29 protein-coding genes are annotated in these 24,568 nt (G+C 68.9%); 22 read left to right on the top strand and 7 right to left on the bottom strand.

Annotated features, from left to right (window positions below; all coding sequences use genetic code 11):
- The first annotated feature begins 115 nt into the window (after positions 1-115).
- Genes AC07NI_RS25890 through AC07NI_RS25880 form a run of 3 tightly spaced genes read left to right on the top strand, consistent with a single transcriptional unit; the run spans position 116 to position 1,648 of the window.
- Positions 116-484, top strand: coding sequence for an ArsR/SmtB family transcription factor (locus AC07NI_RS25890; protein ID WP_494624534.1), 369 nt, complete (start codon positions 116-118; stop codon positions 482-484).
- 1 nt (position 485) lies between these two features.
- Positions 486-977: an SRPBCC domain-containing protein gene (locus AC07NI_RS25885; RefSeq protein ID WP_494624532.1), complete on the top strand. Its 492-nt coding sequence runs from the start codon at positions 486-488 to the stop codon at positions 975-977.
- Positions 977-1,648: a DUF998 domain-containing protein gene (locus AC07NI_RS25880; protein WP_494624530.1), complete on the top strand. Its 672-nt coding sequence runs from the start codon at positions 977-979 to the stop codon at positions 1,646-1,648. Before AC07NI_RS25885 ends, AC07NI_RS25880 begins: the two co-directional genes overlap by 1 nt.
- 96 nt (positions 1,649-1,744) lie before the next feature.
- Here the strand turns inward: AC07NI_RS25880 and AC07NI_RS25875 are convergent, their stop codons facing one another.
- The 3 genes from AC07NI_RS25875 to AC07NI_RS25865 all read right to left on the bottom strand — a co-directional run bounded on the left by AC07NI_RS25875 (position 1,745) and on the right by AC07NI_RS25865 (position 3,629).
- Positions 1,745-2,329: an RES family NAD+ phosphorylase gene (locus AC07NI_RS25875; RefSeq protein WP_494624528.1), complete on the bottom strand. Its 585-nt coding sequence runs from the start codon at positions 2,327-2,329 to the stop codon at positions 1,745-1,747.
- The gene (locus AC07NI_RS25870) at positions 2,326-3,075 is read right to left on the bottom strand and encodes a hypothetical protein (RefSeq protein WP_494624526.1); all 750 of its coding nucleotides are present in this window, start codon (positions 3,073-3,075) and stop codon (positions 2,326-2,328) included. The genes AC07NI_RS25875 and AC07NI_RS25870 overlap by 4 nt, the downstream gene beginning before the upstream one ends.
- A gap of 92 nt (positions 3,076-3,167) precedes the next feature.
- Positions 3,168-3,629, bottom strand: a complete 462-nt coding sequence (locus AC07NI_RS25865) for a MerR family transcriptional regulator (protein WP_494624524.1) — start codon at positions 3,627-3,629, stop codon at positions 3,168-3,170.
- Between the two features lie 69 nt (positions 3,630-3,698).
- Between AC07NI_RS25865 and AC07NI_RS25860 the strand changes: the two genes are divergently transcribed.
- The 5 genes from AC07NI_RS25860 to AC07NI_RS25840 all read left to right on the top strand — a co-directional run bounded on the left by AC07NI_RS25860 (position 3,699) and on the right by AC07NI_RS25840 (position 8,288).
- Positions 3,699-4,937 (top strand): NADH:flavin oxidoreductase/NADH oxidase family protein, encoded by a 1,239-nt coding sequence (locus AC07NI_RS25860; RefSeq protein ID WP_494624522.1) that lies wholly within the window; start codon positions 3,699-3,701, stop codon positions 4,935-4,937.
- A gap of 115 nt (positions 4,938-5,052) precedes the next feature.
- Positions 5,053-5,958 (top strand): acetoacetate decarboxylase family protein, encoded by a 906-nt coding sequence (locus AC07NI_RS25855; RefSeq protein ID WP_494624520.1) that lies wholly within the window; start codon positions 5,053-5,055, stop codon positions 5,956-5,958.
- Between the two features lie 175 nt (positions 5,959-6,133).
- The gene (locus AC07NI_RS25850; protein WP_494624518.1) at positions 6,134-6,793 is read left to right on the top strand and encodes a DUF998 domain-containing protein; all 660 of its coding nucleotides are present in this window, start codon (positions 6,134-6,136) and stop codon (positions 6,791-6,793) included.
- Positions 6,794-6,865: 72 nt separating this feature from the next.
- Positions 6,866-7,141, top strand: a complete 276-nt coding sequence (locus AC07NI_RS25845; protein ID WP_494624516.1) for a metal-sensing transcriptional repressor — start codon at positions 6,866-6,868, stop codon at positions 7,139-7,141.
- A gap of 7 nt (positions 7,142-7,148) precedes the next feature.
- Positions 7,149-8,288 carry a nickel/cobalt efflux transporter gene (locus AC07NI_RS25840; RefSeq protein ID WP_494624514.1) on the top strand — a complete coding sequence of 380 codons (1,140 nt, stop codon included), beginning with the start codon at positions 7,149-7,151 and terminating at the stop codon, positions 8,286-8,288.
- A 77-nt stretch (positions 8,289-8,365) separates the two neighbouring features.
- On the opposite strand, the gene AC07NI_RS25835 is transcribed toward AC07NI_RS25840, so the two are convergent.
- Positions 8,366-9,223, bottom strand: a complete 858-nt coding sequence (locus tag AC07NI_RS25835; protein WP_494624512.1) for a hypothetical protein — start codon at positions 9,221-9,223, stop codon at positions 8,366-8,368.
- On the bottom strand, positions 9,220-10,149 hold the full coding sequence (locus AC07NI_RS25830) for a HEPN domain-containing protein (protein ID WP_494624510.1): 930 nt from the start codon (positions 10,147-10,149) through the stop codon (positions 9,220-9,222). The genes AC07NI_RS25835 and AC07NI_RS25830 overlap by 4 nt, the downstream gene beginning before the upstream one ends.
- 240 nt (positions 10,150-10,389) lie before the next feature.
- Between AC07NI_RS25830 and AC07NI_RS25825 the strand changes: the two genes are divergently transcribed.
- The 3 genes from AC07NI_RS25825 to AC07NI_RS25815 all read left to right on the top strand — a co-directional run bounded on the left by AC07NI_RS25825 (position 10,390) and on the right by AC07NI_RS25815 (position 12,763).
- Positions 10,390-10,668, top strand: a complete 279-nt coding sequence (locus tag AC07NI_RS25825; protein ID WP_494624508.1) for an HU family DNA-binding protein — start codon at positions 10,390-10,392, stop codon at positions 10,666-10,668.
- A gap of 113 nt (positions 10,669-10,781) precedes the next feature.
- The gene (locus tag AC07NI_RS25820; RefSeq protein WP_494624506.1) at positions 10,782-11,651 is read left to right on the top strand and encodes a LytTR family DNA-binding domain-containing protein; all 870 of its coding nucleotides are present in this window, start codon (positions 10,782-10,784) and stop codon (positions 11,649-11,651) included.
- Between the two features lie 83 nt (positions 11,652-11,734).
- Positions 11,735-12,763: a M23 family metallopeptidase gene (locus AC07NI_RS25815; RefSeq protein WP_494624587.1), complete on the top strand. Its 1,029-nt coding sequence runs from the start codon at positions 11,735-11,737 to the stop codon at positions 12,761-12,763.
- 74 nt (positions 12,764-12,837) lie between these two features.
- On the opposite strand, the gene AC07NI_RS25810 is transcribed toward AC07NI_RS25815, so the two are convergent.
- Positions 12,838-13,476, bottom strand: a complete 639-nt coding sequence (locus AC07NI_RS25810; protein WP_494624504.1) for a glutathione S-transferase family protein — start codon at positions 13,474-13,476, stop codon at positions 12,838-12,840.
- A gap of 455 nt (positions 13,477-13,931) precedes the next feature.
- Here AC07NI_RS25810 and AC07NI_RS25805 point away from each other — a divergent pair, with 455 nt between their 5' ends.
- From AC07NI_RS25805 to AC07NI_RS25755, 11 genes are all read left to right on the top strand, one after another.
- Entirely contained in the window at positions 13,932-14,459 is a 528-nt protein-coding gene (locus tag AC07NI_RS25805; protein WP_494624502.1) for a GcrA family cell cycle regulator, read from the top strand.
- 159 nt (positions 14,460-14,618) lie between these two features.
- Complete coding sequence (locus AC07NI_RS25800) at positions 14,619-15,551, top strand: DUF2493 domain-containing protein (protein WP_494624500.1); 933 nt, start codon at positions 14,619-14,621, stop codon at positions 15,549-15,551.
- Between the two features lie 801 nt (positions 15,552-16,352).
- Positions 16,353-16,721, top strand: coding sequence for a single-stranded DNA-binding protein (locus AC07NI_RS25795; protein WP_494624498.1), 369 nt, complete (start codon positions 16,353-16,355; stop codon positions 16,719-16,721).
- 126 nt (positions 16,722-16,847) lie between these two features.
- Positions 16,848-17,864 carry a DUF1612 domain-containing protein gene (locus tag AC07NI_RS25790; protein WP_494624496.1) on the top strand — a complete coding sequence of 339 codons (1,017 nt, stop codon included), beginning with the start codon at positions 16,848-16,850 and terminating at the stop codon, positions 17,862-17,864.
- Between the two features lie 487 nt (positions 17,865-18,351).
- Positions 18,352-19,011 (top strand): AAA family ATPase, encoded by a 660-nt coding sequence (locus AC07NI_RS25785; RefSeq protein ID WP_494624494.1) that lies wholly within the window; start codon positions 18,352-18,354, stop codon positions 19,009-19,011.
- A 15-nt stretch (positions 19,012-19,026) separates the two neighbouring features.
- Positions 19,027-19,488, top strand: coding sequence for a hypothetical protein (locus AC07NI_RS25780; protein ID WP_494624492.1), 462 nt, complete (start codon positions 19,027-19,029; stop codon positions 19,486-19,488).
- Between the two features lie 135 nt (positions 19,489-19,623).
- Positions 19,624-20,592 carry a replication initiator protein A gene (locus AC07NI_RS25775; RefSeq protein WP_494624490.1) on the top strand — a complete coding sequence of 323 codons (969 nt, stop codon included), beginning with the start codon at positions 19,624-19,626 and terminating at the stop codon, positions 20,590-20,592.
- A gap of 854 nt (positions 20,593-21,446) precedes the next feature.
- Positions 21,447-21,968 (top strand): S26 family signal peptidase, encoded by a 522-nt coding sequence (locus AC07NI_RS25770; protein ID WP_494624488.1) that lies wholly within the window; start codon positions 21,447-21,449, stop codon positions 21,966-21,968.
- A 17-nt stretch (positions 21,969-21,985) separates the two neighbouring features.
- Complete coding sequence (locus AC07NI_RS25765; protein ID WP_494624486.1) at positions 21,986-22,696, top strand: cell wall hydrolase; 711 nt, start codon at positions 21,986-21,988, stop codon at positions 22,694-22,696.
- Positions 22,697-22,942: 246 nt separating this feature from the next.
- On the top strand, positions 22,943-23,269 hold the full coding sequence (locus AC07NI_RS25760) for a hypothetical protein (RefSeq protein ID WP_494624484.1): 327 nt from the start codon (positions 22,943-22,945) through the stop codon (positions 23,267-23,269).
- Positions 23,270-23,670: 401 nt separating this feature from the next.
- Positions 23,671-23,934: a hypothetical protein gene (locus AC07NI_RS25755; RefSeq protein ID WP_494624482.1), complete on the top strand. Its 264-nt coding sequence runs from the start codon at positions 23,671-23,673 to the stop codon at positions 23,932-23,934.
- Here the strand turns inward: AC07NI_RS25755 and AC07NI_RS25750 are convergent.
- Complete coding sequence (locus tag AC07NI_RS25750) at positions 23,931-24,431, bottom strand: hypothetical protein (RefSeq protein ID WP_494624480.1); 501 nt, start codon at positions 24,429-24,431, stop codon at positions 23,931-23,933. The genes AC07NI_RS25755 and AC07NI_RS25750 overlap by 4 nt on opposite strands.
- Between the last annotated feature and the right edge of the window lie 137 nt (positions 24,432-24,568).

Here is a 24,568-nt window from a genome sequence, read left to right as displayed (position 1 = left end):
CGGGAATCGTCTGGAACCATCCTGCCACATCGAAGGCGCGAGGACGCCCGTGTGCGGCGGCCGGGCATTGGGCCGATCCGTGGGCTTGACACCCCAATGACCATATATTTAACTCATGACGACATTAACCAGCGGCGACATTATGAGCTCCGGCGATACGATAGGACCGATCTTCACCGCGCTCGCCGATCCGACCCGGCGAGCGATGCTGGCCCGGTTGGCTGGAGGCGAAGCGACGGTGAACGAGTTGGCCGAGCCTCTCCAGATGACGCTGCCCAACGTTTCCAAGCATCTGAGGGTGCTCCTCGACGCGGGCCTGATCCTGCAGCGCAAGGAGGGCCAAAGGCGGCCGTGCCGGCTCAACCCCGAAGGGCTGAAGGCGATCGAGACCTGGTCGCGCCGCTACATCGACGAATGGGAAGAGTCGTTCCAGCGCCTGGACGCTCTTCTGGCTGAAGCAACCGACCAGACTGAAGGACGCTGACATGACCAAGGCAGAACTGACGCTCGTCTCCGATACCGAGACGCGGATCCGCAGGACCTTCAATGCGCCGGTCGCCGCTGTCTGGGCGGCCTGGACCACGCCCGACCTGGTCAAACGCTGGTACGGCCTGAGGTCCCTGCGAATGACTGAATGCACCATCGACCTGACGGTCGGCGGGGCGTGGCGTTGGGTGCTGGCCTCCCCGGACGGCCAATTGATCGCGTTCTCCGGAAAATTCACGGCCATCGAGGCGCCGCACAGTCTCACACGCACCGAACTATTCGAAGCCATGCCGGGCACCGACTATGTCGTGACGCTGGAGTTCGAAGCGGTCGGCGGCCAGACGGTCCTGACCTCGAGGATGGTCTACCAGAGCAAGGCGCATCGGGACGGCCACCTCCAGTCGGGCATGGAGGGCGGCATGAACGAGACCTACGAGCGTCTGGACGAAGTTCTGTCGGACGTGGCCCCGGCCGACGGCGAGGCGGCGTGATGGACGCTGCGATCGGGCGGCCGCAAAGCGCCACGTCCAGGTGGGGCGACGCCACCCTGGGCCTGTGCGTCCTCTCCGCGCTGGCCATGGTCGGGAGCCACCTTCTCCGGCCCGACCTAGACCCGTCGTGGACGCCCATCAGCGAGCATGCCTTGGGCGACATGGGGGTCGTGATGAAGGGCGCGTTCCTGGGGCTGTCGGCCGCCTGCGCGACCTTGTCGTTTGCGTGGCGGCGCTCGATGAAGGGCTGGCGGGGCGCGGTGGCCCGGATCACACTGGCGCTCGCATCCTTGGGGTTTGCGCTGGCCGGCCTGTTCCCGGGCGACAGCGTCCTGGCGACGCCGCAGACCACGACGCTCGCGGGCATCGTGCACGGCGCCGGGGCGGTGCTGACCGACGGCCTGCCTGTCGCCGCCCTCTTTTCGGCCTGGAGCCTGGGCCGTTCGGAGAAGGTGGAACGGCGCTACGCGGGTCTGGCCTGGCTGGGCGCCGGCGTGGCCTCGAGCGGCTTCGTGGCCGTGGTGATCGTCATGGCGGCGTTCATGCCGGCGAGCGGCCAGCTAGGACCCGATGTGCCGATCGGTTGGGCCGGCCGCTATATGATGGTGGCCTATGCGGCGTGGCTGGCGATCGCCGCGGTCGTCCAAAGCCGCACGGGACGCCGGGCCTAGAGCCTGACGATTTCGGACGCGGAAGCATTCAGCCGCGGGCGGCCAGGCTCTAGGCGGCAGGTCCGCCTAGAGCCCTTCCCCTATCGGGCAAGCCGGTCATGGCGCCTTGGCCAAGGCGTAGACCTCGGCCAGCTCCCAGAACCAGTCGCTGTCCATGTCGGTGCGGCGGGCCTGCTCGCCGATCGCCGGGGCGGTCCGCTCGAAAAGGGCGTAACACAGCTCGTCGGGGTCGTGGCGCGCGGTGTAGGCCAGGCCGTCGGCCGCGATCGGGTGGTCATGCAGCGCCCGCGACCAGGCCTGCGGGATGTCGTAGGGCAGGCCGCCATGCACCACCTCGGCGGTGGCGCCCAGGCGCGCCAGGCCCGGACCGTTGAAGTTGATCAGGGTCAACGCGCGGCTGGCCTGCAGGATCGCATAGGCCTTGGTCGCCTGCAGCGCCGGATCCAGCGTCCGCCGTCCCGGGGTGCGCAGGAAGGACTCGGCGAAGGCGCCGCGCGGATCCTTGGCGGTGTAGAGGACGCCATAGCCGGCGTCCGGGGCGTTGAGACGCCCGCCGAGCGAGCGGTCGAAGAAGATCGGATCGCGCCTGGCCGAATGGAAGCGATGCAGCGCCGCGCCCGCGGGAATGGTCAGGGTCAGGGGCGTGCGGCTGGCAAGATCGGCGGGCGGTGGAACGCTCACTCGGCGTGAACGCCCGAGAGGCTGGCGGCCCGCTCGACCAGGGCCACCTCGCCACGGCGCAGCAGGTCGATCGGGGCGCGACCGTCCAGCAGGTCGTGGGGGTTGACCAGGAAGCTCAGCACCGACCAGGGGCTCGTATAGCCCAGCGCCGCCTGCACGTCCTTCAGGCCCGGCACGACCGCGCCGTCCGGCTGGAACTGCAGGGCCGGGAACCCGCGCCGACCGCTGGGGCCGGGCACGGCCAGCAGCGTCCCGTCCTTGACGCGCTTGTCGATCGCCTGGCGGCTGACCCCGTGCAGCAGCTTGCGCACGTCCTCGACGTCGAACGCCCCGCCGGCGTCCTTCAGATCCTGCTGCGCGTTTTCCAGGCCGCGCAGAAGAGCCCGCGCCCGGGGGCCTAGCGTGAACGCCGCCTTCAGCTGTTCGCGAATGGCTTGACGGCGTTCGGCCGTGACCGAGGCGGTTGCGACGTCCTGAGCCTCGCCGACCTGGCGGCGGAAGCCGCGCCGGCGGATGCGCTTGAAGATGCGAACCTTGCTCATCTCCTTGGCGGCGGCCTCGGTCTCGGCGACCACGAGGACGCGGGCACCCTTGGGAACCTGGTCGAGGGTCGCGCCGGCGGCCAGTGTGAACGCGACCGCGTTGGGGCCGTCCCAAATGATCGACGCGCCAGGTTCGGTCGAAGCGATCTTGACCGTCTTGGATCCGGCCTTGGCCGGGGAATTGGGGGACGTCGAACCTGCCATGGCGTCAATATAGACCGTTTGGGTCGGCTGGCAACCTTGGCAACCTTGGCAACCTCGGCGTCGCTCCGCACGATAGCCAGTACAATTGGCGGCTAGTCACGCGCTCGGCCGACGTCCTCGAACGGGTCGGCTTTGCCGGCGTCCAGGACACGCGATAGGACTCTGCGGGCATTGGACGCGCAGTCGAGGTCTTCGGGTTTGGCTTCGATGTCGGCGATCAACGCGACCAGCTGGGCCTTGGTCTGCGCCAGGCGCGCCTCCAAGGCCTCGATGTCCGCCAGGCGCCCACGAAGCGCCGCCATCAGCGCGTCGTGCTCCCAGTCCTTCAGGTCGGGGGGAAGGAGCCGCCGGATCTCGTCCAGGCTGAAGCCCGCCTTTTGCGCGGTGGCGATCACGTCCAGGACGAGCGCGGCTTCCGCCGGATAGGTGCGGTAGCCGTTCGAACGACGCTCGACGGTCGTCAGCAGGCCGGCCCGTTCATAGAAACGGATGCGTGACGGGGTCTGGCCGGTTCGCCGGGCCAACTCGCCGATGTTCACCACGGCCTCCAGCAAAAAAGCACCTTGACCTTAAACTTAACTCAAAGGTTAGGAGCACGTCCACGTTCTTCGTGGAGCCTGCCGATGTCTCTTTTTTCCCCGCTGTCGCTGCCCAACGGCGCCGTCATTCCAAACCGCATCGCCAAGGCCGCGATGGAAGAGAACATGGCCGACGCGGACCACCTCCCGTCCGCCCGGTTGATCAATCTCTACGAGGCCTGGGCTGAAGGCGGGGCGGGCCTGATCATCACCGGCAATGTCATGGTCGACGCCCAGGCCATGACGGGGCCGGCCGGCGTCGTGCTGGAGGATGACCTCCATCTCGACCGGTTCACGGTTTGGGCGAAGGCGGCCAGATCGCGTGGCGCTCGGGTCTGGATGCAGATCAATCATCCAGGCCGTCAGATGCCGGCGGCGCTCGGTCAGGAGACCCTGGCGCCTTCGGCGATCGCGCTTGACCTCGGCGCCCAGTCCAAGATCTTCCCCATGCCCCGCCAGATGTCGGCGGCGGACATCATCGAGGTGCGGCGCCGGTTCGTGCGGACCGCGGTCTTGGCCGAGCGCGCGGGCTTCGACGGCGTCCAGATCCACGCCGCCCATGGCTACCTGCTGAGCCAGTTCCTGTCGCCCCTGGCCAACCATCGCAAGGATCGGTGGGGCGGAGCCCTGGAGAACCGCGCGCGCCTGCTGCTGGAGATCGTGCGGGAAGTCCGCTCGGCGGTCGCGCCGGGCTTTGCGGTTTCGGTCAAGCTCAACTCGGCCGATTTCCAGCGCGGCGGCTTCTCGCCCGAGGATGCGCGAGCCGTGATCCAGATGCTGAACACTCTAGGCGTCGATCTCGTCGAGCTGTCAGGCGGCAGCTACGAGGCCCCGGCGATGATGGGCTCGGGGCGCGACGAGCGAACCTTGGCCCGCGAGGCCTATTTCCTGGAGTTCGCGCGGGAGATCGCCGAGGTGGCGACAATGCCTTTAATGGTCACCGGCGGGATCAGGCGGCGCGAGGTCGCCGAGAACGTTGTCGAGAGCGGTCTGGCCATGGCGGGCGTGGCCACGGCGCTCGCGATCCAGCCGGACCTGCCGCTCAGGTGGCGCCAGGGCAAGGCCGACGCGCCGACGCTCAAGCCGATCACCTGGAAGAACAAGCCGATCGCTTCCTCGGCGCACATGGCCGCGGTTCGCCACCAACTGGTGCGTCTGAGTCGGCGGCGGCGCACCGAGCCCGGCGTCTCGCCCGTGTGGGCGCTGATCACCTCGCAGATCCAGGCCCGGCGCAGCGCCCGCCAGTACCGGCGATGGATCGCGCAAAGGCGGGCGGCGGCCTGATGATCGACGGCGCTCGAAACCCCGCGCCGCGCCCGCCCCAAAAGATCCTGGTCCTCGCCGAGCGCCTGCGGGCGCCGGCCTGGTCGTCCCCGTTGCCGCCGAAGAGGTCGCCTCCATGGCTGAGAACATGACAGACGTTGAATTTGGCGGACAAACGGTCCGCGTGCCGCGCGGCGGCTACTACGACCGCTTCCGGTCCAACCCCGATCTCGACGCGGTGGCGCGTGATCCCGCCGCGGGCGACATCGACTTCTTCCGGAGAATACCCAAGCAGCAGGTCAACTCACGGGTCGGTCCGACCTGGGCGCCGAACTTCTACTATCGCAGCAGCTCGGTTCAGTTGCTCATGTTGGCGCCGATCGATCGACTGCGCGCGGCGCTGCCCAGGCCGCTCGAGCCCTTGCGGCCGTTTCCGGGCAAGGGCTTGGTGGCGCTGACCTTCTTCTCCTATGCGGTTTGCGACAACGATCCGTACAACGAGGCGTCGGTCGCGGTCGTCGTCCGCCAGCCTGGGGCAAGCGGCCCCCACGCGCCGGAGCTGCTGGACGATATCCGCCGACGCAGTTTCTACGCTCACGTTCTGGCGCTGCCTGTCACGACCGAGATCGCGCGCGTACGTGGCGTTTACGGCTACCAGTTGCCCAAGTGGCTCACGCCGATCGACGTGGGCATCGACAGCGAAGTGACGGCCAGCGTTGCGGCCGGCGACGGCGCGCCCGACCTCCTGTTGCGCGCGCCTCTACCGACATTCCGGGACGTGCCGTCCCAATCGCGCATGGGCGCCAACACCATGATCCATCAGGTCGATGGCCGATGGCATCAGACCCTCGTCCAATCCAACACGCTGTCCTACGCCGAGCGGTTGTTCCCCAGGGGGGTGGAGCTGGTGAGGCGGGGCGGTCCGCTGACGGACCTGCTCAATGGACTCGGCGCATCGACGATGCTTCGGCTGGACGTGGTGAGGGATGCTCAACTGGTTTTGAACCTGCCCACGCCGTTGGAGCGCTTCGGGGCGGGGTAGAGGCGATCGACGGCCGCTACCGCCAGAAACCGAACCGTCGACGACGACGAGGGATGGCACGCGGATCTCGCCAGCCGTCATCGCGAAAGCCCAGGGGCGCGCAGGTCGCACTTGCTTTTCCCGCTTGGCCCCGATGTTCTCCAGGTGCAAGGCGTCTCAAAACCCTGGGACGAGCATGCGCGAGGGGCGGATGATGGGTCTTCAAACAGATCGCCGGCTCGTTTGGGCGAGGCGTTCGGCCGAAATCGCCACGGTCTGTTTCGGCTATTTCATCGCAGCGCTCATCGCGCTGCATGGTCTTCGGCCGGACTACACACCCGTCGACCACATGATCAGCGACTTCGCGGTTGGGCGTTTTGGCTGGGTCATGACGAGCGCCTTCGTGGCGGTGGCCCTGGGCTGTCTGGCGCTCGGATGGGGAATGGCGATCGCCGGCCCTAGATCCCTGCCCGGCCGCGCCGCGGTTCTGCTGCTGTGGGTCGCGACGCTCGGCCTGCTGGTGACGGCGATCTTTCCGACGGACCTGGAGACGGCGGTCACCACCACCACGGGCAACGTTCACACCATCAGTTTCCTGGTCAATGTCATCAGCCTGATCCTGTGCGCGTTGCTGTTCGCCGTCAGTTTTCACCAAAGCGAGGACTGGCGGGGCTATCGGTGGATCGGGTTGGCCATCGCGATCGCGTTGCTCGGTGCGTTTATCGCCCAGTTCCTGACGCTGCATCGGGGCGCGCCCTATGGCCTGACCAACCGTCTTTTCGTCGCCGTGCTCATGATCTGGTTTCTGGCGACCGCCAGGCGCCTGCGTCGCGTCGCCGTCCTGCGACAGGGCTGATCGTTCACCGAGTCCGCCCGGATTTGGAAGTCGCGGTTTGATATATCCCCTCCAGGGGGATAGGATAGGGATATGGCCCACGTCGTCCACGAAACCCATCCAGAAATCGTCAACCGCCTGAAGCGCGCTGAGGGTCATCTTCGTAAGACCATCGCGATGATCGAGGCGGGACGCACCTGCCTGGATTTGGCCCAACAGCTCCACGCGATCGAGAAGGCGGTGGCCGCCGCCAAGAAGACGCTGATCCACGACCACATCGACCACTGTCTGGCTCACGCCGCCGAGGACGAGCCGCGCGATGCGGGCAAGGCTATGGCCGAGCTCAAGACCATCGCCAAGTACCTCTGAGGCGCCGATGACTTCCCTCGCTGATCTTCTCGCCCAGGGCGCCGGGCACGCCTGGCTGTTCATCCCCTCGGCCCTGCTGCTGGGCGCGCTGCACGGCCTGGAGCCTGGCCACTCCAAGACGATGATGGCCGCCTTCATCGTGGCGGTGCGAGGCACGGTCTGGCAGGCGATCCTGCTTGGCCTGTCGGCGACCGCCTCGCACACCCTGATCGTCTGGGTGATCGGCCTGGCGGGCCTCTATTTCGGGCGCAACCTCGATCTGGACACGGCCGAGCCCTGGTTCCAGTTGGCCTCCGCGGCGATCATCATCGCCGTGGCGCTGTGGATGGTCTGGCGCACCTGGCGCGAAGGTCGCGCGCAGACCAACGAACACGACCATGAGCATGACCATTATCACGACCACGGCCATGAGGACGAGGTCCGGCGCATCGACACTGGCCACGGCGTTGTCGCCCTCGCGATCTTCGAGGACGGCGTGCCGCCCTGCTTCCGGGTCACCGCCGAGCGCGGCCACGCGCCGAGCGCCGGCGAACTGACCGTCACCACCAAGCGCCCCGACGGCAGGGTGCAGACCTTCGCCTTCGTCGACAAGGGCGCCTTCCTGGAATCGACCGATGCGATCCCCGAGCCGCATGCGTTCGAGGCCCGGCTGTCGATCGCCCACGGCTCGCACGGCCACGACTTCGATGTCGTCTTCGCCGAACATGACCACGAGCACGACCATGGCCACGATCACGGCGGCCTGGACGTTTCGGATCCCGGCTACCAGGACGCCCACGAGCGCGCCCACACCAACGACATCAAGAAGCGCTTCGCCGGTCGCGACGTCACAACCGGCCAGATCATCCTCTTTGGCCTGACCGGGGGCCTGATCCCCTGTCCGGCCGCGATCACCGTCCTGCTGCTTTGCCTGCAGCTCAAGCAGGTCGCCCTGGGCGCGACGCTGGTGTTGTGCTTCTCGATCGGCCTGGCCATCACCATGGTCACAGTCGGGGTCGTAGCCGCCATCGGCGTGCGTCATGCTGAAAAGCGTTTCGCCGGCGCGTTCTCGACCTTCGCCCGCCGCGCGCCCTATGCGTCCGGCGCGCTCATCACCGTGGTGGGCTTGATCCTGGCCACCCAGGCGCTTCGTGCGATCCTCGCCTGACGAGAACAGCAGCCCGTCGCGTCAACGCACTTGACCGCTGTTAGAGAACGATCCCTGACGCGGGAGCTGCCCCCTGTTCACCGCTTCAGCCAGAACGCCACGGCGGCCGCCGTCACCTGCAGAAGAAGGCGCGCTTCGTCGCGGCCGTAGACGTGCTCGCTCAAATGGCTGCCGTCATCGTGGTGCGCCAGCTGGGTGGCATGGCGCGCGGACGCCATCAGCAAGTCGATCCGTTCGGGAAAGGACATGGTCATGACGTTGGGCGGCGTCTTGAGCTTGGACTGGGATCCGAGTTTGAGCCGCTCATAGGCCAGCCGGCACGAGCCGACGCAGTTTTGATAGTCGCCGTTGTGGAAGGCCTGCTCGGCCACTTGAAGGTGGCGGGCGATGTCGATGTCGCCGTCGCCGCCGATCGAGATCGGCAGCGTGCTCTCCAGAAGGACGATGCTGAACGCGCCCGCGGCTTTGAGCTGCGCGATCCAGTCCGACTGCGCGACCGTGTGGGAGAGGTCGCAAACCAACGCCGTGCGCCCTACCAGGTCCTCCAGCGCCCCGCCGACCCCGCAGACCTGGAAGGTGAGCGCAAGCGGTCCGCCGTCGCGTTCGTCTTCGAGCGCCAGCAGCTGGCGCGGCGACAGCTGCGCTAGGAATTCAACCTGTTCGCCGAACCCGCCGCCACGCTGTTCGAACCGCGCGGTCGCGCGCGGGCGCAAGGTCGTCAGGTGTGTCCGGTGGCCCGAGCGCGATTGCACGACGACGTCGATGCCGTCGATCCGCAGCCAGTGCAGGATCGCGTCTTGACCGGGCAGCGGCGCGGGCTTTGTCGTCGCGACCTCGGCCATCAGCACCAGATCGAATGCCCCGATGGAGGGGCGCAGCGCAACCGCCCGGACGGTGAGGTCGGCGACGATGTTGTGCAGCAGCGTGAGATTCATTCGGGACCTTCGCCGGCCGCCCGGCGCAACTCGTCCATGCGCGCGTCGCAGACCTCGCGCACCAGCGCGATCAGGTGCTCGGCGCTTGCCTTCATGTGCTCGAGTTCGGCCAGGGTGATGTGGAAGCTGTCCTGGTTGTAGCGGGCGTCGACATAGGCGCGCTTGAGCTTCTCGAAGGGCTTGCGAAGGGCGCGGGTCTCGCGGGGCCAGACCGGGATCAACGACGGCGCCTTGGCCTCCGCCTGGGCGCGCAGGAATTTGATGTTGTGCGAGCGCGGCGCGTAGAAGCCGTTCAACAGCAGCACGGCGATGTAAGCCGCCTCGATTGTCTGGTGGAGGTTGAAGGCGGCCTTGTGGAACCAGTCGTCTTCCTCGCCTTGGGCCATTTGGAACACTGCCGTCGCGAGCGACGTGCGTATTGTCCCGAAGATCTTCTTGTAGTGCCGCTCGCCAAGCGCAAGAGCGGCTTGCGGCGTCAGAGGCTTCAGCGGGCTGAAGGCGTGGCCGGGGACTTCGTAGAGCGCCACGCCTTGGTCGATCACCTCGCGGAAGAAGTAGAGGCCCGCGTCGAGGCCCTGGTTGATGTCGTCGAGGTCGTTGACCATCAGATTGACGATCCGGCCGATCGACGGGTCGCGGGCGATCTTCTCTTCGGTCTCGAACCAGTAGTCGGCGATGTCGGTCAGCTTCTCGTCGCTGACCACCACCAGGATGTCGAAATCGGAGAGATAGCCGTTCTCCGGCTCGTCGACGAAGTCGCCGCGCGCGTAGCTGCCGAACAGGATGATCTTGTAGATCTTGGCCCCGCGCCGCCACGGCTGGGTGCCGCCCGCCACCGCCGCCTCGAAGCCGTGCAGCAGGTGGCCGGTGATCTTGTCCAGCTCCCTGTGCTGGCGATCGGGCAGGTGGTCGAGATTCGATTTCATCGCCGCGAGTCTCGCCGTCTTGGCCTGGCGCCACAAGCGGCAATTGGGGGTCAGGCCAGGCCCGACAAGCGGTCCGGGCGGGCCTCGGCGACCTGGGCGACAGGTCGGAAAACCCTCTGAGCGCCTTCCGGTCTGGTCCGATCCTGGGGGTGACAGAATTCTCGACGGCGGCCTCGTGGACGGTGACAGCCTGGCCGATCGCGGGCAGTGTCGGCGTCCGGTTTCTCAAGGAGTATGCCCGTGAACGTTTCGGATCTGGTCGACGCCGCCGTGGCCGCCGAGCCCAAACTGACCAAGGCCCAGGCCAAGGCCATTATCGACGGCGTCTTCAAGGCGCTGACCGAGGCGGCCGTGAAGGGCGAGGAGATCTCGATCGCCGGTTTTGGCAAGTTCAAGGTCCAGGCCAAGCCGGCCCGCACCGGCCGCAACCCGGCCACCGGCGGAACGATCCAGATCGCCGCCAGCAAGAAGGTCGCCTTCCAGCCGGCCAAGCAGCTCAAGGACGCCGTCAACGGCTGATGCGACGGCGCGCGCCGGCGGTCACTTGAGGTCGGTCGGCGGGCCGCGCGCCCGGCGGCGAGGCTGGCGAAGGCCGGTTGTGGCTCCGGGAGCGGCGACCTAGACCTGTCGACATGCGCCGCGCCCCCTTTCTGATCCGACGCTTCGGAGACCGCGCTTGGTTCGTGCGCGCGATGCTGGTCAATGTCGGCGCATGGCTGTTCATCGCCCTGGCGTTCGCCGCGCAGGGCGTGCTCGTCGCCGCGGTGCGTGGCGCGCCGCAACCGTGGTGGCCGAGCCTCGGCTATTCCGTGGCGATCTTCTCGATCTGGGCGCCGCTGACGCCCCTCGTGGCGCTCGCCGCGGATCAGATTGAAGGCCGGGTCGCCGCCTGGCCCTTGCGCCTCTTGCTTCACGTCGCGGGCTTGCCGGTGGCCTGCGCGCTGCACGTTGGCCTGTTTTCGGGGCTCTTCTGGTCCATCTACGCCGACCCTCACCGCGCACCCACCCGCGCCGCGTTCGCGACCACCATGTTCGTGCGCAATCTGGACCTCGACAGCCTGCTCTACGCCGCGATCGTCGCGGGGGTGATTGTCGGGGGCCGGCGGCGGGAGAGCGCCCCGTCCACGGTCTCCAACCCACCACAGCCGCTGCGCGTGCGTGTGCCCGGCGGCGTGCGGCTCATAGCCCTCGATACGATCGACTGGATCGGCGCGGCTGGTGACTACGTCGAGGTCCACGCCGGTCCGCGGATCGAACTGGTCGACGAGTCCCTTGCCGCGCTCGCCAAGCGGCTTCCGGCCGAGGCGTTCGCCCGGATCCATCGCGGCGCGATCGTCCGGCGCGACCGCGTCGTGGAGGTGCGTAGCGCCGGGCGGGGCGATGCGCGGGTGCGGATGGCGGACGGCCGCGAGCTGCGCCTCAGCCGTCGCTACCGGGCCAACCTGATCCCTGATCGGTCCCGCCGGACGGGCGCGGGGGTCCCGCTCGGCGAAACGCCCTAGCGGCCCGGCCCCGGGGGCGCCCTATCCCGGGCCCCGAAAGGGGTAGGCTCATGCTACGAAATCTTGGGTTGGCGCTCTTGGCGATGTTGACGGTCGGCGCGGCGCAGCCCGCGCGGCAAGGGTTCGACATGGCCGTGATCCATCCACCGCACGCCGTCGCGATCGCTGGGCGTCGTCTGCTGGTCTACGAACTCCACCTGACGAACTTTGCTGGCGCGGACCTTCATCCGACGCGCATCGAGGCGCTCGATGCGACGACCGGCGTGGTGATCGCCGCGCTCGAGGGCGCCGCCCTTGACCGGGCGATCGGCGGTCCGGGCCGCAAGCCGGGCCCCGCGATCGCCAAGCCCGGTGAGCGCCTGGTGGTCTACTGGGAGGTCTCCCGGCCTCTGAGCGATCCGGTCCCGCGCCGACTGAGGCATAGGGTGGTCTTCGACGGGGCGAGCGTCTCGGGCGGCGAGGTCGTTCCCGTTCGCGAACCGTTGCCTTTGCTTGGCCCGCCGCTGCGCGGCGGCCCCTGGTCGGCCGTCTACGACCCCGCGCTCGAACGCGGCCATCGCCGGATGGTCTATGCCGTCGACGGGGCGGCGCACGTCCCAGGCCGCCATGCGATCGACTGGTTCCGCGCGGGCGACGGCGACGGTCGCGGGGCGGAGGTGCTGGCGGTCGCCGACGCCACCGTCGCCGCCACCCGCGACGATATGGACGAGCCCGCCGCCGGCGCTGCCGCGCCGCCGATCCCGCTGGCTGACGGAACGGGCAATTTCGTCGCCCTGCGGCTCGCCGATGGCGGCTTCGCCGTCTACGAGCACCTTGCGCGGGGCGTGAGGGTCAAGCCTGGCCAGAGGGTGAAGCGCGGCGACGTCATCGGGCGGGTCGGCGCGACGGGCCACGCGAGCAGGCCCCACCTGCACTTCCATGTGGCCGACAGCGTTTCGTCGCTGGCCGCCGAGGGCTTGCCGTTCCGCCTGTCTGGAATGACCGAGCTCGGCCGCTATCCAACCGTCTTCGCCGCCTCGGACGGCGGAGCCTGGACGGTCGAACCGCCCAGGCGGCTGAGCGGCCCGGCGGACGACATGCCGGCGGCCAATGTCGTTATCGGGTTCGACTGATCGCTCACCAGGCTCGTCGAGGCGCGGTCCAACCCCGAGTCAGAAGACGGCAGGGCCTGGAGAGACGCCTGGGCTCAGGACGTTGGCGGCGCCTCGGCGGCGATGAGGTCGTCGTCGATCCTGTCGGCGCGCTCGGCGGCGGGGCGCCGCAGGTGGCGCTCCACATAGGTCTCGAACGCCGGGCGCTTTTCGATCGTGCCGAAGGTCATCCCCCAGGACAGGTGGGAGGCCAGGTAGAGGTCGGCGGCCGTAAAGCTGTCTCCCACGAGATAGGCGCGGTCCCTGACCGCCCCCTCGACGGCGCCCAGGACGTCGTCGATGCAGCCGAAACCCAGCGAACGGCTCTGCTCGTTCGTCGGCTCCAGGTTCACCAGCTTGGCGCCCACGGCCTGCTCGATCGGGCCGGCCCCGAAGAACAGCCACCGATAATAGGGGCCGCGCAGCGGACTGTTCGCGGGAGGAGCCAGTTCGGCTTCGGGGAAGGCGTCGGCAAGGTATGCGCAGACGGCGGCGCATTCGGTGACGATCACCCCGTCGTGGACGATGGCCGGCACCTTGCCCATGGGATTGATGGCGAGGTAGTCGGCGGTCTTGGCCTCGCCGGTCTCCCAGCGCAGGATTCTGGTCTCGTAGGGCTGGCCGATCTCTTCGAGCATCCAGCGGACAATGCGGCCGCGCGACATGGGGTTGGTGTAGAAGACGAGGTCGGACATGGATGGCTCCCGGTGTTTGCGGGAGCCTATTCCGAGGCTGCTGACAGCGGCTTGGCAGCAGCCGGCCTCGGCTGACGACCCCGATGTGACCCTGGGCGAGACCTACGATCCAGAAGGCCGTGGCTTGACCGCGATTTCATCGGTGCGGGCGGTTGCGTCGTCGCTCGCGTCGGCCGCTCCGGGGGTTGAGAAGGCGCTTGATAGAACACCCGCCAACGTCTTTAGCCGAAGCCTGGACATGCACGTTGGCCCCCCGGGCGGCCGGCCGTTCCAATTTGGGGGACGGTTCGGCGCACCACGCGATCGACGACGCACCTTAGCCTCTAAGTTGCATCTGGGGTTCTGCCAATACCGGAGAAACTCAGTATCGGAGCGGCGGGGCCGGTGAGGCCGCAAAGGGTGGAGGCAGGAAGGGCCGGGCGCGCCGATCGGGCGCGTCGAGGCGAGCACCTCCCATGTCTTCCACCTCCTGGAACGCCGATCGTGTCACGACCCTGAAGGCCTTGTGGCTGGCGGGCCGCAGCGCGGCCGAGATCGCCAAGGCCCTGGGCGGGGTCACCCGCAACGCCGTCATTGGCAAGGTCCACAGGCTGGGCCTGGCCGAGCGCATGACGCCATCGGCGCCGCGCCGCCCCGCGCGCAAGCCCCCTGCCCGCGCCCCGCGTCGGGCGTCCGCGCCAAGGCCCCCTTCCCCGCCGGCCGCGCCGGCCGTGCGTGCGCGTCCTCGCGAGCGCGTCGTCGTGGAGGCGGTGGCCCGGGTGTTCGATGTGCGCGCCCTGTCGGCGCGCGTCTGCCGCTGGCCCGTCGGCGATCCCAAGGCGGCGGGCTTTGGCTATTGCGGCGCCCTTGTCGAAGGCAAGGGCCCCTACTGCGAGCCCCATCACCGCCTCGCCTGCCCTCCCCGTCTGCAGCTGCGGCCGGACCGCGAGGGCCGAGCGGATCGGCGTCGGGCGGCCACGCTCGGGGGTGGCCTGCGGTCCTGAAGGATGGAGGACGCCCTCTGGCTCCGGCGACCTCGCCACCGTCCGTCGCCGGCCACAAGGGGCGCTGCGCTCAAAGCCCTTGTGGCCAACGCCGGACCGGCGGCGCGGGGCGGTCGGGAGCCGACGGGCTCTTCCTCCAACCCTTCCCGGACAGATCCCATGATCCCGATCGCCCCCACTCTTCTCACCGGCCCCCTCACCGCCTTCGAGGCCCAGGCCCTGACCCTTGACGATCCGCGCCCCCATCCGCCCGAGGAGGCGCTCGCCCAGCTGGGCCATTGCGTGATGACCGAGCTGCTCGATCTGCTGGCCGACACCGCCCTGGAGGATTTCCAGAGCGTGCTGGCCGAGACCCTGATCGGCGCCTTCCATGCCGCGTCACAGCGCATCGAGCGCGAGGCCGACCGCGCCCGCGACGAACTGCAGCGCCACATCCGCGACTTCGACGGTTCGGAGGTCAGCGACACCGACATGCAGGAGGCCACCCGCCGCACCCGCGCCGCCGACGTGGCGGTCCAGGCCGTGGACATGGTGCGCGACGCCGCCGCCCAGGCCTATGGTCTGGCGACCGGCGAGGTCTGGCAGCCCTGGCGCGGCAGCGTGAGGGCCTCCAAGCTGACGGCCGCCCAGGTCGAGGCGCGCGAGGCCATCCGGGCGATCAAGGCCCGTCGCCACGGCGCCGTCGATCCCGGGTCGATCGTGGTCGGGTTCCGTGCCGCCCCCCAGGCCGACACCGCCCTGGACGCCGGCCGGATCTTCGACGCCCTCAATTGGGCGCGGGCGACCTGGCCCGACATGGCCCTGGCCGTCACCGGGGCGCGCGGCGGCGAGAAGGTGGCCCAGAAGTGGGCGCGCTCCCATGGCGTCACCACGGTCCTGGCGCGGGCTGATTTCGATCGCAACGGACGGGCCGCGCCCTTCCGGGCCAATGACGAACTGCTCGAGCTGGAGCCGGTCTGCGTGCTGACCCTGGCCAATTCGCTGGATCCGGCGCGCGGCGGCGAGCTGAAGCCCTTCGGTCCGGCGCTCAACCTGGCCCAGAAGGCGGCCGAGCGCGGGATCCGTTGCGTGGCCGTGAAGCTGCGAGGGTGACGACGGCGCGGCGGCCTTCGGGCCGCCGCGCTTCTTGTCGTTTTGAGCGGAGAATGAAGGTGGAACGAAACGCCAGATCTGGGGCCAAACGAAGGTTCGGCGACGAGCCCTAGCGGTTGGCGATTCGTTCCCTGGGCCTCCGCGACACCGCCCCTGAGACCGGCCTCCAGGCGGCGGGAGGCGCCGCCCTGTCGTCTCGCGATCGGGTCTTGAGCGGTCGCGCGTTGCGCCGGTGGCGCGGTTTGGCGACCACCAGGGGTGATGACGGAGCCTGGCCGTCCGGGTCGGCGCGGGCCGTGGGGGCCTGCCGGCGACGTGGACCGCCAGGCCCATGGTCGGGGGACGATCGCCGCAGGTTGACGTCCCGGGGCTGCGGATCCGAGCCCTGTGCGGGGTGTCGGCCCGGCGTCAGCGCGCTTCTGTGTAGGGCGGGGAGCGTCGCGACACGGCGGCCGGCGCCCTCATGGGGGTTGCGGCGGAGTTGCGCGTCGGCGGCTCGCCGACGTCGCCTTCCTCAGCAGGGTCTTGCGGCGCCTTTCCAGGATGAACCCGGTCGGACGCGGGTCCTGCGCGATCAATCACGCCATCCCTAGGGCGGGGCGGGCCGGGTCAAAGCCGACCTTGCTGCGCAAGGCGCGGTCGCCGGACCCTCCGGCCTTCCTCCGCTTCGCTGCGTGCAGCCCGGTTTCCAGCGCCCGCGGGCTTTGGCCCGTCCCTTGGTCCCCGCCCAGCCGGTTCGCGTGATCGCGGCAAGGACCGCGAGCCGCCGGGGCCCTTCCCGGCGGAAGACGGAGAAAGACCATGCTGAACAAGGCTCAACTGATCGGCTTCACCGGCGCCGACGCGGAAATCCGCACCACCCCCAAGGGCAAGAAGGTCGCCGTGCTGCGGGTCGCCACCAGCCGCTACACCAAGAAGAGCGGCGAGCGCCAGGACTTCACCACCTGGCACCAGGTCGAGATCTGGAGCCCCGGGACGGTCAAGTGGCTGGAATCGCGCACCCTGACCAAGGGCTCGAAGGTCTATGTCGAAGGCGAGATCCGCAACGAGCGCTACACCGACAAGGACGGTCAGGAACACTACTTCGCCAAGGTGGTGGTCGCCGGCCCGGGCCATGAGCTCAAGTCGCTCGACCGCCCCGAGTCCAATCCCGAAGACGAGGAGGGCTGACGCCCTCCGCCCCGCCCCGGAGGTCAGCCTCCGGGGCGGGGTCGCGTTCGGCCCATGGCGTAACGCACAGTTAAGGGGTAGAAATGTGCGTCACCCATGCATGAGCATTTTGGCGGGAAATCGGGCTTGCTGGACGCATCGGTCGAAGGGCTGTTTCTGAACCTCGCCAGGGCCGAGGACACGGTGAGCCGACTCGACGCGCGCGCCCAGACCTGTCCCTTCGCCGAGGGCTGGGCCGCGCGCGTCGACTTCATCGAGGCCAACGGCTGGGGTTGGGTCAGCGGCGAGATCGTCGACATGGAGGACCTGGTCCTGCACGACGCCCAGATGGATGCGCGCCTGCCCGACCAGGCCCTGCGCGCGACCTACGGGCTGGTGCGCGCCCGGCGCAAGGCGCGCGGTTCGGGGCCGGAGCTGCAGACCGCGCACGGCGCGGCCTGGCTGGCCGGGCATCGCGGCGAGCCGCCGCTCCTGGCCCCCTCCCCTCTCGATCCCGAAGAGGTTCGCCGAGATCCCGCCGCCGAGGACCGCGACCTGGTCGGCGAGCTCGTCCATCAGGTGCGCTCGATCAGTCGGGGTGAGACGGCCGATCCGCTCGAGGCCATCGAGGAGTGGGTCCAGTGGTCGCGTCGCCTCCCCGAGCGCGCGCCGGCGCTGCTGCGCGCCGCCGCCGCCCTTGAGGGCTGGCGGCTGGTCAATCCCCTGCCCCGCCAGAACTATGTCGGCGGCGTGATGGTCGCCCAGGGCCTGCGCCAGTCGGGTCGCACGCGGTCCTGCCTTCTGGGATTCGAGGCCCCGCGCCGCACCCACCTTCAGCCGCCGCGCGGCTTCATGGCCCCGGCGGCCGTCCGCCTGGCCTACTGGCTGAAGATCATGGCGGTCGGCGCCGAGGCTGGCCTGGCCGAGATGAAGCGGCTGGACCTGGCGCGGCAGGTGGTTCTCAAGCGCATCGGCGAGCGACGGGCTCACGATCGGTCGGCCGATCTCCTGGATCTTCTGCTCGCCCGCCCCTTGGTCAGCGCGCCGATGGCGGCCGAGCACCTGGGCGTGGCGGGCCATTCGGCCCGACGGCTTCTGACCGGCCTGGGGTCATCGTTGATGGAAGTCAGCGGGCGCTCGCGCTACCGCGCCTGGCGGCTCTAGAGCGCCAAAGGGGGCAAGGGGGCAAATGGGGAAGTTCCCATCTGGGCGCTTGGGAATTGGGGTGGTTGCGCGGCCTGGCGAAGCAGGTCAGCTAAGGATGACAGCCCCCCGCTTTGGGTTCTGCCCAAGAGCGCGTTTCCCCGCTTGGGAACAAGGGCAAATCCCCATTTGGGTCTTTTACCCATAAGGGCAAGCGCCCATCACGGCGTTTGCGGATTTGGGAGCATGGGTTAGAGTGGTGATCCTCGGATGGGGTTTCGGTGAAGTCCCCATGACCCCTGTTGCGTTTATGACGTCTTGATCTCTTGCGGATGAGGGTTTCTGTGGACAAGTGTCTCTCCCCATTCGCCCATGACCCCAAATGGCCAATTGGGTTAAACCCCTGTTCACCAATTGGCCATAACGTCACTTGAGCAAAAGGGGCTTATCCCAGAGCCCCAAGTCACCCTTTGCCCTCTCGCCCATTTCCTCAGAAGGGAGCTTCCCCATGGCGGTCATCAGCGTGTGTTCGACGAAGGGCGGGGTGGGCAAAACCACGCTCGTCATGTGCCTGGCCGACGCCTTCGCCCGTCAGGGCGGCTCGGTGGCGATCGTCGACGGGGACCCGAACGGCCACGTCGGCAGCTGGCGCGAGCGGGCCGGCGACGACTGCAAGGTCACGGTCATCAGCGAGGCCAACGAGACCAAGATCCAGGACGTCATCGCCAACGCCGCCAGTGAGTACGCCCTGGTCTTCGTGGATCTCGAGGGCGCGGCCTCCCAGGCGGTGACCTACGCCATCGCTGAAAGCGACATGGTCCTGATCCCGACCAAGATCTCGGGCATGGACCTGCAGGAGGTCTACCGCACCTACGAGGTGGTCAAGCGCGCCGAGAAAATGCTCAAGCGCGGCATCCCGGCGCGTGTCGTGTTCAGCCAGATGAACCCGCTCTATAGCCGCGTGGCCGGCCATGCCCGCCAGGAGATCCGCGACAACGACATTCCGGTGCTGAACACCGAGGTCATCCAGCGCGCCGCCTATCAGCAAATCCACTTCACGGGCATGACGCCCAGCGCGCCCGGCGGCGAGCCCAAGGCCGCCAAGGAGATCGCCGCCGTCCTGGCCGAGCTGCTCGAAGCGCTCGCCCGCCAGGCGCAGGCGGCCTGATAGGGGAGGGAGCACATGACCGACAAGACCCCACGCCCGGCCTTTCAGCCGGCCCCGCGCCCCCGTCCGATCAATGACGCGGGCTCCTCCGAGGCCTTGCGCCAGGCCACCTCGGATCTAGGCTTCAACCGCACCACCAGCGCGCCTGCCGGCGCCGCCGAGCCGGTGCTCGCGCCCGCGCCGAAGTCCGAGCCCACCGCGACGGCGGCGGCCACGCCCAAGGTCGTGGCGGCCGCGCCGGCCCCGCGCGCCGTCCCCAAGCCCAAGGCGCCGGCCGCCGCGCCGGCGACGGACTTCTCCGATCGCGAAACCTCGCTGAAGTTCGTGATCGACGACGAGCTTTCGACCGCCCTGAAGATGGACGCCGTCAAGCGACGGGTCACGGTCAAGTACCTGGTCCTCGAGGCGCTGGCCGAGAAAGGCTATCCGGTCGACCTGGCCAACTTGCCGGAAGACGGGCGGCGGGCCCGGAAATAGCAGATGGGCAAATAGGCAAATGGGGCTTTGCCCATTTGCCCTTTGGGGCGACCCAGGGCGAGCGAGAGGCCATCACGCGGGGTTCGTGGGCCGAATCGCGCTACCCGAGAAGATCGTGAGAGCAGGGCAGGGCGCATGACGGCCCCCAAGGACCGCAACAACCAGTTCGACCTCTTCATCCCGCTGATGCGGGATCTCTCGCTGAAGGATCAGCGCGAGACAATGGAGCGTCCGTTCTTCTCGCTGCAGAAGCGCAAGCGCCTCAAGCCGATTGAATACAAGAGCCAGGACGGCGAGGTCTCGGTGAAGGTCGAGGCCGTGCCCGCCTACGGCATGGCGACCATCTGGGACGCCGACATCCTGATCTGGGCGACCAGCGCGCTCAACCGCCTGAAGGACGAGGGCAAGAACGACGTGCCCCGTTCGCTGCGCGTAACGGCCTATGATCTCCTGCGCTCGATCCAGCGCGACACGGGCGGCAAGGGCTACGCCGACCTGAAGGCGGCGCTCGACCGCCTGCAGACCACGACCATGTCGACATCGATCCGCGCCAAGAAGGGCCGCGACCGCCGCTTCAGCTGGCTCGACAGCTGGGAGGTCGAGGTCGACCCGATCACCGACAAGCCGATCGCCTTGAAAATCACGCTGTCGGACTGGGTCTGGGAAGGGATCATGCGCGAAAAGGCGGTCCTGACCATTCACCCCGACTACTTCCAGATCTCGGGCGGGCTGGAGCGGGCGATCTACCGCATCGCCCGCAAGCACGCCGGCGACCAGGACGAGGGCTGGGCCTGTCGGGTCACCACGCTGCGCGACAAGACCGGTTCGGACAGCACGGCCAAGGAGTTCGGCCGCATGCTGCGCAAGATCGTCGAGACCAACGAGCTGCCCGAGTACGACATGTCGTTCCTGACCATGGGCGACGGCTCCCTGGGCGTGAAGTTCATTCGTCGGTCGGTCGTCGAGCGGGTGCAGCTGAAGGCCGAACTGGAGGCCGAGGACGCCGCGCGTCGGCGTCGCGAGCGGGAAGACCGCCGGGCCGACGAGGTCGACGGCCGACTCGACCCCTGGGCCAAGCGGCGCGTGATTTCGGGCGAGAGCTAACGGGCTATCACACACCGCGTCCGCCGTTTCCTTTTGTAATCAATCTGTTGTCCGGACATTTTAAACCACGGGGACTTCGGCCTCTAACGGGGTTTCACCCACCGTCGCCGGGTCCGGCGCCCGCCAAATTGGTAAACGGCCGGTTAAAATCCGGGCCTGGAGGCCATTTTGGACTCCGTTTCATGGTCTGGGGCGGCTCGGACGGTCCGTCGGGGTTTCGCCCACCGGCTCCGACCCCGTCGGACGGGGTTTCACACACCGCCGCGGGCGGCAATCATCGGGGTTTCACACACCGGCGGACCGACAAAGGGGCGGGGGGCGGCCGAGTTTCGGGGTTTTACACACCGCGGACGGTCGTAGGTGTCCAAAACCCCGATAATTCGGGGCTTCGCATCGAAAAACGACGACGGGCTTCGGGGTTTCGCCCACCGGCGAGGATTCCGGGCCCTTCGGGGTATCACACACCGCCTGTCGCGCCGGCTCAGCTGTGGACGGTCTCGGGACATCGCACACCCCAGGTGCGGGGGAACGCCCACCGCAGTCTCGGGGTATCAGACACCGACTGACGGTCTATCGCACACCCGGCCCTGTCATAAGCGATTGTAGTCCCTTATGAATCTTGGCCTCCGAGGCCCCTTAACTTAACTAACCTATTCCATAACAATATCTCTAACGGCGCAGCTGAGGCGCCGCCGGGAGAAGCAGGGCCAAAAGGGCGGCCCTGATCCCCCGGCTCGTGGCTGAAACCGTGGCGCGGGGGAACACCCACCGGGCCAAGGCGCCCCGCCTGGACCCGTCGACCCTGTATTTCTCGGGAATTGCCGTCGCGGCCGGCCTCGTGAAAGGCTGGCGTCATGCATCGGGGCCTCCGCATCGCCTTGCTGGCTCTGATCCCCGCGCCCCTGGCCCTGGCCCAGGCGCTGCAGCCCGCGCCGCTCGTGCTGGTCAACGATACGCCCAGCGAGCCGACCGGCCTCTATCTGCGGACCGCCACGGCGCCGGGCGTCGGGACGATCATCGCCTTTCGCCCGCCGCCCGCCGCCTGGCCCTATGTCGGCCAGGCGCTGCCCGAGCGCGCCCGCACCAGCATCCTGAAAACCGTTCGGGCCGGGCAGGGCGACCAGGTCTGCGCCGCGCGTCAGGTCCTGACGATCAACGGCCGGCCGCTGGCGCGGATCGCCCGCACCGATCGACGAGGTCGGCCCCTGCCGGCCTGGTCGGGCTGCCGCAGGCTTGGCGAGGGGGAATTCTTCGTCCTCTCCACCCGCATCCCCAACAGCTTCGACAGCCGCTACTACGGCCCGGTGCGTCGCGGCGACGTGCTGGCGGTCTACCGGCCGCTGCTGACGCCCTCAGAGGCCAGCAGGGCGTCATGAGAGGGTGGGCCGGGAGGATGGCCGTCGTGCTGGCCGCGAGCGTCGTCCTGGCCGCCCCCGCGACGCAGGCCAGGGCCCAGGCGCAGACCTTGACCGCCGACGCCGGCCTTGGCCGCTTGCGCGCCCTTGTCGAGGCGCCCGGCGCTCGCGACGCGATCGCCAGGGTCACCTTGGCCGAGGCGGCCGGGCAGGGCGACAGCGGCCTGGCGGGGGTGGTCTACACCATCCTCAATCGCCTGGCCTCCGGCGCCTGGGGCGAGAGCGTCGACCAGGTGGTCAACGCCCGCCGCCAGTTCGAACCGGTCACGCGCGCTGGCGGCGACTGGCGAGCCTTGCCGCCAGGGCGGCCGGCCGACCGCGCCCGGGTCGACACCATCCTCAATCTCGCGCTCGACGGGCGCCTGCCCGATCTCACCGGCGGGGCCCTCTACTTCCAGAACCCCAGGATCGTCGCCGACCGGGTGGCGGCCGGCACGGTCTCTCCGGGCCTCGTCCACTTCGGCGGCGCCGCGCCCAGCGCGGTGATCGGCGACCACAGCTTCTATGCGCGGGTCCGGGCGCGCGGCCCAGCGCCGCCGGTCGATGCGCTGACGCGGGCCGGCGGCGGGATCTTCGTGCCGAGGGATCCGCCGGTGGCGAGCACGGCCTCGACGTCGCCGGGCGAGGCCTCCGGCGAGCGGGGGCTGTTTGTCCTGCCCGACGGGGCGATCGTGCAGGAGCGGCCCTGACGCCTTGAGGGGGCCGCCAGCGCTGGCTCGCTCTCGCGGAGCTCGCCGCCGACCAGGGGCGGCGGAGCGCTGGCGACTGAGCCTGGCGGCGACGTCGTCCCATCGTGTCACGGCGCCCCACCAGTCAACGGCTGCGCCGTTCCCCTTCACGCTCGCGGGCGAGCGCTGCGGTGACAGGAGGGGACCCCGCCGTGTCCCGCCGGGTCAACGCCGCTCACCGGGAGCGGCGAAACGGAGGATCTGGCGATGTTTGATCTGATCAACACGGTGATGGGCCTGTTTCGGAAGGCGGAGCCGGCCGCGCCGACGCGCCTGGGCGAAGCGGCCGACGATCATGTCCACGCCTACTGGGATCACCTGGATGAACTGGCATGGGCGGAAGGGCGCGTCGAGTTCGAGGCCGAGGAGGCCGCGCGGGCGGCTCGCGACGAAGCCTGGGCCAGGCTTCCGGACGAAGAACGCGACGCCGTGATCGCCTGGTGCGACGCCCTCAACGCTCAGGGGCGACTGGTGGATCATCCCTACTACGACCAGTGGCTGGCCCTGCGGATGGAGGGCTATGTCGGCGACTGACCTCGGGGGGCGCAGCCCCCCTTTTCGCCGACCGGCGCATGGACCGGGCGGCCTCGCTGGCCGGGCGGCGCGAGGCGGCCCTACCGGCGACGACGGCGCGCGCGCGCCTCAGGGCGATGCGGCGCCTTGCGCCGCGCCGCCATCGGCTCGCGTCCAACCGCCGGGCCCGCCTCGCGGGTTCGCGCCTGAAGGCGCTCACCGGCGCCGCCTTGCGACGCCGGGGCCTCGGCTACTGAGCCTGGGGGCGCCTCTTCCCATCGTTCCATGTCACCCAGCCCGTCAACCCGCTGCGCGGGTTCCCCTCCGGGCCCGCTGCGCGACCCCTGCGGTGACTGGCCGGGGCCCGACATGAACCTCGAGATCAAGGCGCTCGCTGGGAGCGTCGGCAAGGAGATCTCGCCATGACCATCGGTCCCGACCATACGCACGATCGGATCAACGACGAGCTGCGCGCGGCGCACATCGCCTCGGGCGAGCCGCGATACAGCCTGCAGGTGGACCGCCTGGGCGGGGGCTATGTCCGTCGATGGAGCAACGATCGTCGCCAGGCTTTGCAATGGCATCGCGAGGCGCTCGCCGATCCGCAGATGAAGGCGGTGTTCTGTTTCGACCACATCGCCATCGACATGCTCGCCGTCGATTTCCGGCAGGGCGCGGTCCACTAGGTGAGGGGGGCTCGTCCCCCCTTTTTGCGCCGCGGCTCAGAGGGCGCGTCGGAGGGCTCGCCGGATAGAGGCGGCCCCTGCTTCGATATCGCCGCCTGGGTCATGGCGTCGAAGTCGGGCAGGGCGGGCGAGCCGTCGGCCTTGATCGGTGAAAGCCGCAGGCCGAGCATTTCGGCGATGGCGTGACGGTCGCGGGGCCGGTCGATCCGCCGATCGAGAATCTCCAGCATCCGGGCCATCAGGGGATCGTCGGGGTCGCCTTGCGCCTCGGCCAGCAAGGTCGCGCCCAGCACGATCTTGGCCCGGGTCTCGCGCTTGCGCTCGGTCTGGTCGAGCAGGGCCTCCAGCCGCTCGACCCGCGCGCGCCAGACCGCGAGGCGACGGTCTTCGTCCTCGATGTCCGACAGGCGCGTGACGTGGCCGCGCGCCCTGGGCAGCGATCCGTTGAGCGCGGCCAGGGCGGTCTTGGCCCGATGCTCGCGGTCGGCCAGGCGCACGGCGAGGTTCTGAAGCCGGCGGGTTCTGGCCGCTTCGGATTCCGATTTTCGGCGAGGGGGCCTGGCGGGCTTGGCGGGTGCATCCATGGTTGGGTCAAGGCTGCGGCTTGAAAAGGGGACGGGATGAGGTTACCCCT

This window comes from Caulobacter sp. GW821-FHT10E02 (assembly GCF_059415225.1).
The sequence above is the reverse complement of the archived record's forward strand: the minus strand, read 5'-3'. Positions and strand labels throughout refer to the sequence as shown.

Bases quoted from the DNA above. Each gene is read 5' to 3' on its own strand.
- AC07NI_RS25835 (WP_494624512.1), bottom strand. From the start codon at position 9,223: ATGAATCTCACGCTGCTGCACAACATCGTCGCCGACCTCACCGTCCGG.
- AC07NI_RS25760 (WP_494624484.1), top strand. From the start codon at position 22,943: ATGTTTGATCTGATCAACACGGTGATGGGCCTGTTTCGGAAGGCGGAG.
- AC07NI_RS25860 (WP_494624522.1), top strand. From the start codon at position 3,699: ATGTCTCTTTTTTCCCCGCTGTCGCTGCCCAACGGCGCCGTCATTCCA.
- AC07NI_RS25785 (WP_494624494.1), top strand. From the start codon at position 18,352: ATGGCGGTCATCAGCGTGTGTTCGACGAAGGGCGGGGTGGGCAAAACC.
- AC07NI_RS25880 (WP_494624530.1), top strand. From the start codon at position 977: ATGGACGCTGCGATCGGGCGGCCGCAAAGCGCCACGTCCAGGTGGGGC.
- AC07NI_RS25800 (WP_494624500.1), top strand. From the start codon at position 14,619: ATGATCCCGATCGCCCCCACTCTTCTCACCGGCCCCCTCACCGCCTTC.
- AC07NI_RS25850 (WP_494624518.1), top strand. From the start codon at position 6,134: ATGCGCGAGGGGCGGATGATGGGTCTTCAAACAGATCGCCGGCTCGTT.
- AC07NI_RS25765 (WP_494624486.1), top strand. From the start codon at position 21,986: ATGGCCGTCGTGCTGGCCGCGAGCGTCGTCCTGGCCGCCCCCGCGACG.
- AC07NI_RS25820 (WP_494624506.1), top strand. From the start codon at position 10,782: ATGCGCCGCGCCCCCTTTCTGATCCGACGCTTCGGAGACCGCGCTTGG.
- AC07NI_RS25845 (WP_494624516.1), top strand. From the start codon at position 6,866: ATGGCCCACGTCGTCCACGAAACCCATCCAGAAATCGTCAACCGCCTG.
- AC07NI_RS25890 (WP_494624534.1), top strand. From the start codon at position 116: ATGACGACATTAACCAGCGGCGACATTATGAGCTCCGGCGATACGATA.
- AC07NI_RS25840 (WP_494624514.1), top strand. From the start codon at position 7,149: ATGACTTCCCTCGCTGATCTTCTCGCCCAGGGCGCCGGGCACGCCTGG.
- AC07NI_RS25805 (WP_494624502.1), top strand. From the start codon at position 13,932: ATGTCTTCCACCTCCTGGAACGCCGATCGTGTCACGACCCTGAAGGCC.
- AC07NI_RS25775 (WP_494624490.1), top strand. From the start codon at position 19,624: ATGACGGCCCCCAAGGACCGCAACAACCAGTTCGACCTCTTCATCCCG.
- AC07NI_RS25810 (WP_494624504.1), bottom strand. From the start codon at position 13,476: ATGTCCGACCTCGTCTTCTACACCAACCCCATGTCGCGCGGCCGCATT.
- AC07NI_RS25770 (WP_494624488.1), top strand. From the start codon at position 21,447: ATGCATCGGGGCCTCCGCATCGCCTTGCTGGCTCTGATCCCCGCGCCC.
- AC07NI_RS25870 (WP_494624526.1), bottom strand. From the start codon at position 3,075: ATGGCAGGTTCGACGTCCCCCAATTCCCCGGCCAAGGCCGGATCCAAG.
- AC07NI_RS25755 (WP_494624482.1), top strand. From the start codon at position 23,671: ATGACCATCGGTCCCGACCATACGCACGATCGGATCAACGACGAGCTG.
- AC07NI_RS25780 (WP_494624492.1), top strand. From the start codon at position 19,027: ATGACCGACAAGACCCCACGCCCGGCCTTTCAGCCGGCCCCGCGCCCC.
- AC07NI_RS25795 (WP_494624498.1), top strand. From the start codon at position 16,353: ATGCTGAACAAGGCTCAACTGATCGGCTTCACCGGCGCCGACGCGGAA.
- AC07NI_RS25830 (WP_494624510.1), bottom strand. From the start codon at position 10,149: ATGAAATCGAATCTCGACCACCTGCCCGATCGCCAGCACAGGGAGCTG.
- AC07NI_RS25815 (WP_494624587.1), top strand. From the start codon at position 11,735: ATGTTGACGGTCGGCGCGGCGCAGCCCGCGCGGCAAGGGTTCGACATG.
- AC07NI_RS25885 (WP_494624532.1), top strand. From the start codon at position 486: ATGACCAAGGCAGAACTGACGCTCGTCTCCGATACCGAGACGCGGATC.
- AC07NI_RS25855 (WP_494624520.1), top strand. From the start codon at position 5,053: ATGGCTGAGAACATGACAGACGTTGAATTTGGCGGACAAACGGTCCGC.